8 protein-coding genes, 4 tRNA genes and 1 pseudogene are annotated in these 6339 nt (G+C 46.1%); 2 read left to right on the top strand and 11 right to left on the bottom strand.

The window, feature by feature from the left end; all coding sequences use genetic code 11:
* Together AC6I5A_RS05655 and AC6I5A_RS05650 are read left to right on the top strand one after the other, a co-directional pair.
* Window positions 1–204, top strand: a 204-nt coding sequence (locus AC6I5A_RS05655) for a YetF domain-containing protein (RefSeq protein WP_034612802.1), incomplete at its 5' end; no start/stop codon positions are given.
* Window positions 205–308: 104 nt separating this feature from the next.
* On the top strand, window positions 309–689 hold the full coding sequence (locus AC6I5A_RS05650; protein WP_034612800.1) for a DUF4363 family protein: 381 nt from the start codon (window positions 309–311) through the stop codon (window positions 687–689).
* A 284-nt stretch (window positions 690–973) separates the two neighbouring features.
* Here AC6I5A_RS05650 and AC6I5A_RS05645 read toward each other — a convergent pair.
* From AC6I5A_RS05645 to AC6I5A_RS05595, 11 genes and pseudogenes are all read right to left on the bottom strand, one after another.
* Window positions 974–1056 (bottom strand) — tRNA-Leu (locus tag AC6I5A_RS05645).
* Between the two features lie 130 nt (window positions 1057–1186).
* Window positions 1187–1262 (bottom strand) — tRNA-His (locus AC6I5A_RS05640).
* A gap of 17 nt (window positions 1263–1279) precedes the next feature.
* Window positions 1280–1356 (bottom strand) — tRNA-Arg (locus tag AC6I5A_RS05635).
* Between the two features lie 62 nt (window positions 1357–1418).
* Window positions 1419–1496 (bottom strand) — tRNA-Pro (locus AC6I5A_RS05630).
* 52 nt (window positions 1497–1548) lie between these two features.
* Window positions 1549–2145, bottom strand: coding sequence for an XTP/dITP diphosphatase (locus tag AC6I5A_RS05625; RefSeq protein WP_034612797.1), 597 nt, complete (start codon window positions 2143–2145; stop codon window positions 1549–1551).
* A complete protein-coding gene (gene rph, locus AC6I5A_RS05620; RefSeq protein ID WP_034612793.1) occupies window positions 2142–2867 on the bottom strand; it encodes a ribonuclease PH in 726 nt (241 codons plus the stop codon). The genes AC6I5A_RS05625 and rph overlap by 4 nt, the downstream gene beginning before the upstream one ends.
* A 205-nt stretch (window positions 2868–3072) precedes the next feature.
* A complete protein-coding gene (locus AC6I5A_RS05615; RefSeq protein WP_497900524.1) occupies window positions 3073–3828 on the bottom strand; it encodes a heparan-alpha-glucosaminide N-acetyltransferase in 756 nt (251 codons plus the stop codon).
* A gap of 54 nt (window positions 3829–3882) precedes the next feature.
* Entirely contained in the window at window positions 3883–4542 is a 660-nt protein-coding gene (locus tag AC6I5A_RS05610) for an O-methyltransferase (RefSeq protein ID WP_497900523.1), read from the bottom strand.
* Between the two features lie 265 nt (window positions 4543–4807).
* Window positions 4808–5023: a YrzR-like zinc ribbon domain gene (locus tag AC6I5A_RS05605; RefSeq protein ID WP_034612788.1), complete on the bottom strand. Its 216-nt coding sequence runs from the start codon at window positions 5021–5023 to the stop codon at window positions 4808–4810.
* 204 nt (window positions 5024–5227) lie between these two features.
* On the bottom strand, window positions 5228–6016 hold the full coding sequence (locus AC6I5A_RS05600) for an acyl-CoA dehydratase activase (protein ID WP_034612785.1): 789 nt from the start codon (window positions 6014–6016) through the stop codon (window positions 5228–5230).
* Between the two features lie 169 nt (window positions 6017–6185).
* A pseudogene (locus AC6I5A_RS05595) lies at window positions 6186–6339 on the bottom strand (2-hydroxyacyl-CoA dehydratase); the annotation flags it as partial.

The following is a 6339-nucleotide window of genomic DNA, read 5'->3' as shown; positions in this document are numbered from 1 at the left end:
CATATTCCAACAAAGGCCGAAGGGTTACCGCTGGTTATTATCTCGGACGGTAAACTAAATAATAATAACCTTCAGCGGGGCAATAAAGATCGGACTTGGTTAAATAGTGAACTAAAAAAGCGCACTATTAACAAGATCGAAGATGTCCTCTTAGCAAGCCTCGATTCTTCTGGGACACTCTTCGTGCAAGTAAAGGAGCGATAAGGTCGAATGTTCTGTTTGAGTCGTTGTGCATTCGATACTTGCTACCCCCGTGTGTCGTCGCATCCCCGACAAAATGAAACACAAATAGAGTGAGGTGGAATCTGTTGCGCACCCTTATAATCATTGTTACCCTTGTCATTTTATTATTAGGAGGTTCGTTAACTTCTTCTCAGTATATTCAGACATCTACCCTTGCTTTCGGCGTTCCGCTTGAGGCGGTCGAACAATCTATCTCCATCCGGAAATGGGAGGTTGCTCAAAAAGAATTGCACACCGCCCAATTGCGCTGGGATAAAAACAAAACCTTGTGGACCGTTATCCTCGACCATCGAGAGAGCGACACTATCGACATCAGCATAAAGCGCTTGGAAAAATACATTGCAGCACAAGACGTTTCACTTGCTCTCGGGGAAATATCGGCTTTGATACTTCTAGTTGATCATATTTCCGATTCAACGAAGTTTAATTTGAGAAACATATTATGAGATTCTGCAATTCAGGGCTTCCAGCTTCTTATACCTTGAATACCAGCCTCTTTTTTCACAAGATCCTGAGGGCTTCCGCTTTCCATAATACGGCCTCGCTCCACTGTTTGAGGCAGAGGCGGCTTTTCCGGCTGCCATAGAGTACTTGAAGAGAATATGGAGCATATAAAAGAGACCCGCCTAACTTCCGATTAGACGAGTCCATCGTGTGGAAAATTTTTGATGGGCATTTGTTGGGCATTGACGTTTTCGTTAGCCTTACAGATGCCCATTAAAGTCAGTATTGGTGCGGGAAACAGGACTTGAACCTGCACGGTTTCCCGCTGGAACCTAAATCCAGTGCGTCTGCCAGTTCCGCCATTCCCGCATATTTATAATTGTTGCAGTAATAATAATAATATCATAGTTCTTACAAAATAACAAGTTATGTTTTTTCATGGAAGGATTTTGACAAAACAAAAGCACCCGACTTAGCATCCGATGCAACTTTTACGTTATGGGGTGGGTGATGGGTTTCGAACCCACGAATGCCGGAACCACAACCCGGTGCGTTAACCACTTCGCCACACCCACCATAAAACTTGTAATATTGGTGCGCCTGGAGAGATTCGAACCCCCGACAACCTGCTTAGAAGGCAGATGCTCTATCCAGCTGAGCTACAGGCGCATTTCAAGGATTACGATCGTCAACCCAGGTACCATTTCAACCGGGGAAAATCGGAAAAATCATGGTCGGGGCAGAGGGATTTGAACCCCCGGCCTCCTGCTCCCAAGGCAGGCGCGCTAGCCAAGCTGCGCTATGCCCCGTTTGGTGACCTGATCAGTATAGCTCATCTCTATCTATTCGTCAAGAAAAAAATTATTTACTTTTTTGATTTCTTAGGATCGGGATCACTTTACGAAATGCCTGAGCTCTATGACTTAACATATTTTTCTCAGTTAAGGTCAGCTCGGCCATCGTGCGAGCAAACTCCGGCAAATAAAAGACCGAGTCATAGCCAAATCCATCTGAGCCGCGACGCAGGGTCAAAATTCGCCCTTCAACAGTGCCCTCAGTCAGATATTCTTTCCCAAAAGGCGTTACCATAACCAACGCGCAACGAAAACGTGCAGTCCTTTTGTCCTCAGGGATCGTTTCTAAGAGATGAAGTAGTTTGTCAATGTTGCGTTCATCATCTTTCGGTTCCCCCGCAAAACGCGCAGAATATACTCCAGGCGCACCATCTAAGGCATCGACTTCCAAGCCGGAATCATCGGCAAGAGCAATCAGCCCTGTTCTCCGGACCGCTTCTCTGGCTTTAAGCGCGGCATTTTCTGCGAAGGTTACCCCATTTTCCTCCACGTCTTCCCAGTCCGGGATATTTAGTAAAGACAACACTTCAATACCCTCATCCACGAGCAGTTCTTGAAGTTCATGAATTTTTCCCTGGTTTTGAGTCGCAAGTATTATCTTCATGAGGTTGTTTCCTCTGTCGTCTTCTGAACTTCCATCAAAGTGCGAATCCCTTTTTCGGCAAGTTGCAATAACGCATCTAAATCTGCACGGTCAAAGGGGGTTTCTTCCGCTGTTCCTTGGATTTCCACGAACTTTCCGGCACCAGTCATGACGACATTCATGTCTACGTCCGCTCGTGAATCTTCTTCATATTCTAAATCCAGAATCGCGTGTCCCTGGACCTTCCCCACGGAGACTGCCGCAAGTGTATCTTGTATTGGGTTTGTTCTAATTAGTCTCTTTTCCAATAAAAACTGTACGGCATCAATCAGGGCAACGTATGCTCCAGTAATGGCAGCGGTACGAGTTCCACCATCCGCCTGTAGAACATCGCAATCCAGCCAAATTGTGCGTTCGCCAAGCTTCTTTAAATCAACCACAGATCGCAGCGCACGACCAATTAAACGTTGAATTTCCATCGTGCGACCAGTAACCTTACCTTTGGTTTGTTCACGTAGCGTCCGGGTATGCGTCGCCCGCGGAATCATCGCGTACTCCGCAGTAACCCATCCCTTGCCTGAGCCTTTCTGAAAGGGGGGTACTTTTTCTTCTACACTGGCGGTACATAAGACCCGAGTTTCCCCGATTTCGATGAGAACCGAACCCTCAGGTATATTGGTAAACCGCCGTGAAATTTTAACAGTCCGTAATTCATCATAAGCCCGACCGAGCGCACGCTGCATTTTGATAACCTAACCTTTCTTTCACCTAAGTCATTTACATATTTTAGTTTACCAGAATAGAACGAGAAACGCCAATCCGCTGTCCAGGATGGACGAGTGTCCCTGCAGCCACGACGCGAATAGGACGTTCGAGGTTAGAGCGCCGCCAAGGATGGCAAGGTGCCGAGATGGCTAGAAGGGACCGACGACCATGGATGGTCAAGTGTCAGGGCTTAAATAATGTTGTTGAATACTTTAAGGGATTAATACTGAAAATCACGAGCAGGAGTAGGGGTTGATGACATAAATAGATACCCAATGAATTCTGGCTCAACCACTTAATGAGTTTGGAATTTGGCTGAAACGGTAATAGTGGTTCCGTCCGCTGAGCGTAGAAATGCCGATAAGCCAGGATTCCGAAGAGGGTCACCGCTAGATACGGAAAAAGGGGATAATAATCCATTGAGCCAAACCCATCATACTTAAGGCCAAATGGAAGCAATAGGCTCGTTCCAAGCACTTGCTCTTTGAACCAAAATCCAATCACCACGGAAGAACATGCAAGACCCCAAAGTGTCCATGAAGACAATCTGGCCAGGAGCGGAGACAAGATCATTGTCACGCCTAAAAAATGCAGGATCCCAAAACGAACATACCCCTCTTTCATGAATAGATAGGTCGCCACCGTAATGCCCATGCCATAGAACAGCACTTTTAGGCCTCTCCTAACAGGGGATCTGCTAAATCCACTTGAAATACCGGAGATAAAGATAAAAAGCAGGGCGGAGGCTTTTCCAATAAAAAACCAAAGCGGGAACTGATAGTCAATACTTACCCCGGCAAACTCCTGCAGGTCAAAAACAAGATGAAAAAGGACCATTAGAACAATCGCAACCGCCCTAAGAACATCGATCTCTCCATGGCGTTGGTTTGCAATCTCACAATTTAGTGAATCTCCATCACTATCGATTGTCCTCTTCATTTTCCTTCCCTCCTGCCTTGTCGTGGTCCATGGTTCGTGGTCGAATATCGATTCTCAAATATCGCACTTCGCATTTAACCGACGGCTAACTGACATCCCATCTCCAAACGGTAAAACAGTAGTGATAAAGTCCCGATTCTGGCAAAGATCATCTAAAAATCGGCGTAATCCATTCACCATTCGGTCATATTTTGGTGTAATAGCACTTCCCGGAACCACCCAACCACGGAAAAGCACATTGTCCACCACCAGTAACCCCCCAGGTGCAATTAAGTGGTAAATAAGATTCAAATATTCTAAATATTCACCTTTGGCTGCATCAATGAAAACAAAATCGAACCTTGAATTTAACACCGGCAGGATCTTACGGGCATCCCCCTCTAAAGCAGTGATCAGGTTTTGAAGTCCCGCACGTTCAAAGTATATAAGGGCTCGGGCACACCGATCTTTATTCAAATCAATCGTTGTGACATGCCCTCCGGTTGTTTCCGCTGCACGCGCCAACCAAATCGTTGAATATCCTATCGCCGTTCCGATCTCTAAAATAGCCTGCGCCTTGCCCATATGAACGAGTAAGTTGAGAAAATTTCCGATCATCGGCGTCACTACCGGAATTGTTTCCTTTAGGGCTTGCTCTTCCATTTCTCGAAGCAGTGGATCCCGTTCACCCAGCAGTGTTTCAAGATATTGTTCCATTTCAAAAGGGTAAAACAAAACCAATCTCCCCTTCTCGTTCGCTCGAATTCGAATCAACAGTGTTTCCGGCAGTCCATAGATTACCCCTTAAGCAATGATCATATGCTTAGGGTGGGATAGAGTATTCTACAGTTATCTTCAAAGAACTGATTTTGAAAATCACTAAAAGACAGCAAAAGAGAGCCCTCCGTTTGACCCTCTTTGACTAATCACTCATTATCACGAGACTGTTCATTTATTACCACATAAAGGCGTTTTGCTGATGTAATTCTTAATTTGTTTTTCATCCAACGCGACGACAAGTTACACGCTGAGAGAATTCATGAAAGAAAGCCTCCTGGTCTGTTTCCAACTGTTCAACCGATCCATCCGACAATACTTCATAAATTTTAACCTCACCGCCACCCTTAGTCCATTCGTGGCAACATTCCCTGCAGTAATACCGTTCACGGCCAATTCGGCCAACCTCACGTGCTCCACATAACGGGCAACCATTCATACCTCATTCCAACTCCTATCAGAGATTTCCAAGATTAATTACATTATACCGCAAAACCCTTAATTGTGCTTAAGAAATTGTGAACTATTGTATCCAGGTGAATGATGTATTTCTGAATATTCTCAATCCCTGTCTCTCATTTTACTCCTAAGACAAGTAAAAGCAAGAGGCAAATGCGAGGCAACCCCGCCCAGAAGATCGCGATCACACAAAGCTATCCTCCACACAACACCCAATTGCTCCATTAAACTGCGGCGCCTTCGGCACGACAATCTTCTTGCCCGACCCAGTCTCCAAAAGCTTACCTACGGCGTGGTTATGCGCAACACCCCCGGTAAAGACCAGAATCTCACCGGTGAATGAACGCAGGAGAGGCAAAATGCGCTTAACAATTGTAGCGTTAACCCCGGCCGCGAGTTCCGCTAAAGGGAACCCTTCCACGATCTTACCGATCAACTCGCTTTCGCCAAACACCGCACACGTTGAGTTCAACTCCACCGGAGCATCCGAGTATTGTCCGAGCTCCTCAAGTGACATATCAAGAATACTCGCCATATTTTCTAAGTAACGTCCGGAAGATGCCGCACATTTATCATTCGTCATAAAATCGATCATTTTACCCTTGCGGACCTGGATGATTTTACTGTCTTGACCACCAAGATCGGCCAAAATAAAATCCTTGAGCCCCGTTTGATAAAGCGCTCCCAACATATGTGCCTTAAGCTCGGGAATAGCCTCTCCCCCGGCAAGTTCCAAAGTATTACGCCCATAACCGGTGGAAACTATGCGATCCACAACAGGCAGTCCTAACGCCTCAAAGTCCACGATCAGTTTTTCTCCCGACTTTCGCCCATACTCCCGGTAAAAACTGATCGTATCCAAGCTTTCCAAGCGGAGAATCTCTAAACCTTCCCCCTCAATCCGCTCCTTCATTAGGGCGATCTTCACACTTCTGCTCCCTAAATCAATTCCACAAATGGTTTGTTCAGACATGAGTCACTCCCTCCTTCCTACATGTCCCAAACTTTTCCCAGCGACCCCTTAAGAGGGTCGCGATACTTTTCAGGCAACCGTAAACCGTATCCCTTCGTCTTCCCGGGCCAGAAGGTCGTGATCACACCCTGGTTTGGACGACGAGCGCATGGCCGAGAGAAGACGTGTCTCACGAGCCAAGCATAGACAAAAAAGACTCTATCCTCATTTTACTCCGCGCATCCAATCCCGTTGGATTTTCCCCTTCCAAAGTTAGAATCGGGTAATCCAGCTTTTTTCGGATAATCAGATCCTCAATCTGGCGATAGCAAAAACTTTGCGTA

The sequence above is a fragment of the Desulfosporosinus sp. Tol-M2 genome (genome assembly GCF_059735615.1).
The sequence above is the reverse complement of the archived record's forward strand: the minus strand, read 5'-3'. Positions and strand labels throughout refer to the sequence as shown.